The following is a 3,789-nucleotide window of genomic DNA, read 5'->3' on the forward strand; positions in this document are numbered from 1 at the left end:
GAAAACGCAGCAGACGGTCGACACGGCCGCACTCGCGCGCAACGCCGCGMTGGTCGAGACGGCCTGCCAGACCACCTGGCGCTACTGGATGGACCTGGCGCCCCAGCTCAACGTGCTGCTGCCTCGCCCGCCGGTGCGCTTCATGTTCGACAAGAGCACCACGGTCGACGGCCTCACGCGCTGCGATTTCCGGGTCGACGCGCGGCGCAAGCAGCACCGGGGGCAGGAGGTGTTCGACCATGTGGTCATCCACGCGCTGCAGAAGTCGGGCCGCTCGCTCACGATGAGCAAGGACTTCCCGCCGGAGATCGAGCGGCTCGAAGCCCGCCTGCGCCAGGCCGGCATTGCGCCCGATTCGAAGTGGGTGCGCGACCCGGTCAACGGCCGGCTCGAGGAAGTGCGCTTCAGCTTCGTCGCCGACGTCACGATGACGGTGCGCCTGCTGCCCGACCACGACCAGGGCAAGGTCAGCTTCCAGCTCGGCAACCTCGACGACCTGGAGACCGTGGTGGTCACCTTCGCGGCGCCTCGGATCGACTCGAACCTGCTCGACCAGCTGGCGCGCTGGATGGTGGGCGAACCGCACGAGTTCCTGAAGCTCGCCGACAGCGCACGCCGCCAGGAAGCCTGACGGCGGCGGCCTGCCCGGCGCTGTTTGATCCAGATCAAGCGACGCCGGCGCGGGCCGGACCGATACTCGGGTTCCATGCGCCTGCATCCGTTCCGCCCCCGCCTGCTCGACAGCCTGCGCGGCTACGACCGCCGGCGCTTCTGGCAGGACGCATCGGCCGGCGTCACCGTCGGCGTGGTCGCGCTGCCGCTCGCGATGGCCTTCGCGATCGCGTCGGGCGTCAAGCCCGAGCAGGGCATCTTCACCGCCATCGTCGCCGGCTTCCTGATCTCGGCGCTGGGCGGCTCCAGCGTGCAGATCGGCGGGCCGGCCGGTGCGTTCATCGTCATCGTCTACGGCATCGTCGAGCGCTACGGGCTGACCAACCTGCTGATCTCGACCGCACTGGCCGGCGTGCTGCTGTTCGCGATGGGCGCGTTGCGGCTCGGCGCGCTGGTGCGCTACATCCCGGTGGCGATCATCATCGGCTTCACGAACGGCATCGCGGTGCTGATCGGCGTGTCGCAGCTGAAAGACCTGTTCGGGCTGCACATCGAGAAGGTGCCGGCGGATTTCTTCACGCAGGTGGGTGCGCTCGCCTCGCATGCCGGCAGCATGAACCCGGCGGCGCTGGCGCTGGGCCTCGGCTGCCTCGCGCTGGTCGCGTTGTGGCCGAAACGCTGGAAGGCCGTGCCGTCCCCGATCGTCGCGCTGGTGCTGGCGACGCTCGCGACCGCGCTGCTGCAGTTGCCGGTCGAGACCATCGGCTCGCGCTTCGGCGGCATCCCGCAGGGCCTGCCGCGGCTCGCGCTGCCGCCGTTCAGCTGGGCGAGTGCGCAGCAGCTGCTGATCCCGACCCTGACGATCGCGCTGCTCGGCGCCGTCGAATCGCTGCTGTGCGCCCGCGTCGCCGACAACCTCAGCGAGGCGCCGCGCCACGACCCGAACCAGGAGCTGATGGGCCAGGGCGTGGCCAACATGGTCGCCCCGCTGTTCGGCGGCATCCCCGCCACCGGCACGATCGCCCGCACCGTGACCAACGTGCGTTCCGGCGCCACCAGCCCGGTGGCCGGCATCGTGCACGCGGCCACGCTGCTCGCGGTGGTGCTGGTGGCCGCGCCGCTGGCGGTGCACGTGCCGTTGGCGGGGCTGGCCGGCATCCTGCTGTTCGTCGCGTGGAACATGGGCGAATGGCACGAGTTCGCGCGCCTGCGCCGCTTCAGCCTGCACTACCGCACGGTGCTGCTGGGCACCTTCGGGCTGACGGTGGTGTTCGACCTGACGGTGGCCGTGCAGTTCGGGCTGGTGCTCGCCTGCGTGTTCTTCATCTACCGGATGAGCACGCTGTTCCGCGTCGAGCCTTGCGAGAGCGCGGCGCCGGATGTGCAGGTGTTCGCGCTGAGCGGGCCGCTGTTCTTCGGCGCGGTCGGCACGCTGGAGGCGCTGCCGGCCCGCGTGCTGCCCGGCACCCGCGCGGTGGTACTGGACCTGCAGCGCATGCTGTCGATGGACACCTCGGGGCTGGATGCGCTGGCGCAATGTCAGCGCTCGCTCGCGCGGCGCGGGGTGGCGCTGTTCCTGGCCGGGGTCGATGCGCAGCCGCTGTCGCTGATCCGCCGCGCCGGCTTCGAGGCCGAGCTGGGGGCGGGGCGAATCGTCGCCGACAGGGCCGGCGCCGAGGCCGCCGCCCGGGCCGGCTAAAATCCGCCCTCCGCTGCTTCACTGGCCCCGACCATGCCGCTCTTCTGGAAAGCCTACAAGTCCGACACCACCTCGTTCATCGAGGAGCTGAAGGCCAAGGACCCGACGCTCGCGGGCCGGATGCTCGAGGGCCGCCAACTGCTGTGGGACAAGCCGGTCGACCGCGAGGCGCAGAGCGAGTACCGCGACGCCCAGGTCGCCCAGCAGCCCTACGTCTACCAGACCGGGCATTGAAGCGTCCCTGAACGCGACACCGAGCGGGCACCCCGTGAGCGAAGACGCCCTGGCGCAGGCCGCCACCGACGCGGCAGCGCCCACCGTGGTCGACCACGTGGCCGTGGCGCGCCTGTACGGCGAGCCGCTGTTCACGATGCCGACCGACCTGTACATCCCGCCGGATGCGCTGGAGGTCTTCCTCGAGGCCTTCGAAGGCCCGCTCGACTTGCTGCTCTACCTGATCCGCAAGCAGAACTTCAACATCCTCGACATCCCGCTGGCCAGCGTGACGCGCCAGTACCTGGCGTATGTCGACCAGATCCGCAAGACCAACCTCGAGCTCGCCAGCGAATACCTGCTGATGGCGGCGATGCTGATCGAGATCAAGTCGCGCATGCTGCTGCCGCCGAAGAAGGTGGCCGAGGGCGAGGAGCCCGAGGACCCGCGCGCCGAGCTGGTGCGCCGGCTGCTGGAGTACGAGCAGATGAAGCTGGCGGCAGCCGGGCTCGACCGCCTGCCGGTGCTGGGGCGCGATTTCCTGCGCGCGCAGGTGACCATCGAGCAATCGCTGACGCCGCGCTTTCCGGATGTCGAGATCGACGAGCTGCGCGCCGCCTGGGCCGACATCCTGAAGCGCGCCAAGCTGAACCAGCACCACACGATCACCCGCGAGGAGCTGAGCGTGCGCGAGCACATGAGCATCGTGCTGCGCGGCCTGCAGGGCCGCCGCTTCGCGATGTTCGAGGAGCTGTTCGACCTGACCCGCGGACCGCAGGTGCTGGTGGTGACCTTCATCGCGATGCTGGAGCTGGCGCGCGAGCGGCTGCTGGAGATCACGCAGGCCGAGGCGTTCGCGCCGATCTACGTGCGCCTGGCCTATCAACCCGCCTAGAAAAGAACACCCATGACGATCCACGAAGCACCCGTCCACCTCGTCACCCGTGCCGCCGCCCAGGCCGCGACGACCGACCGCTGGCAGGTGGCCGACATCGAGGCCCTGTTCGAGCTGCCGTTCACCGAGCTGATGTTCCGCGCGCAGACCGTGCACCGCGAGCACTTCGACCCGGCCGAGGTGCAGCTGTCGACGCTGCTGTCGATCAAGACCGGCGGCTGCCCCGAAGACTGCAGCTACTGCCCGCAGGCGGCGCGCTACGACACCGGTGTCGAGGCCGGCAAGCTGATGGACACCGAGGCCGTGCTCGACGCCGCGCGCCGGGCGCAGGAGGCCGGTGCCTCGCGCTTCTGCATGGGCGCCGCGTGGC

4 protein-coding genes and 1 pseudogene are annotated in these 3,789 nt (G+C 70.2%); all 5 read left to right on the top strand.

Annotated elements, in window-relative coordinates; genetic code table 11:
- On the top strand, window positions 1-631 hold a 631-nt coding region (locus AC1D15_RS21515; RefSeq protein WP_477827571.1), incomplete at its 5' end, for a hypothetical protein.
- Between the two features lie 75 nt (window positions 632-706).
- Window positions 707-2,311, top strand: coding sequence for a SulP family inorganic anion transporter (locus AC1D15_RS21520; protein ID WP_477827572.1), 1,605 nt, complete (start codon window positions 707-709; stop codon window positions 2,309-2,311).
- Window positions 2,312-2,344: 33 nt separating this feature from the next.
- Window positions 2,345-2,545 (top strand): DUF3460 family protein, encoded by a 201-nt coding sequence (locus AC1D15_RS21525; RefSeq protein WP_047505455.1) that lies wholly within the window; start codon window positions 2,345-2,347, stop codon window positions 2,543-2,545.
- A 34-nt stretch (window positions 2,546-2,579) separates the two neighbouring features.
- Window positions 2,580-3,419 carry a segregation and condensation protein A gene (locus tag AC1D15_RS21530; RefSeq protein ID WP_047505453.1) on the top strand — a complete coding sequence of 280 codons (840 nt, stop codon included), beginning with the start codon at window positions 2,580-2,582 and terminating at the stop codon, window positions 3,417-3,419.
- Window positions 3,420-3,431: 12 nt separating this feature from the next.
- Window positions 3,432-3,789: pseudogene (locus tag AC1D15_RS21535) on the top strand (biotin synthase BioB); the annotation flags it as partial.

The organism is Rhizobacter sp. P2_H2, from assembly GCF_056403375.1.

Coding starts and splice junctions, on each gene's coding strand:
- AC1D15_RS21520 (WP_477827572.1), top strand. CDS start 707: ATGCGCCTGCATCCGTTCCGCCCCCGCCTGCTCGACAGCCTGCGCGGC.
- AC1D15_RS21525 (WP_047505455.1), top strand. CDS start 2,345: ATGCCGCTCTTCTGGAAAGCCTACAAGTCCGACACCACCTCGTTCATC.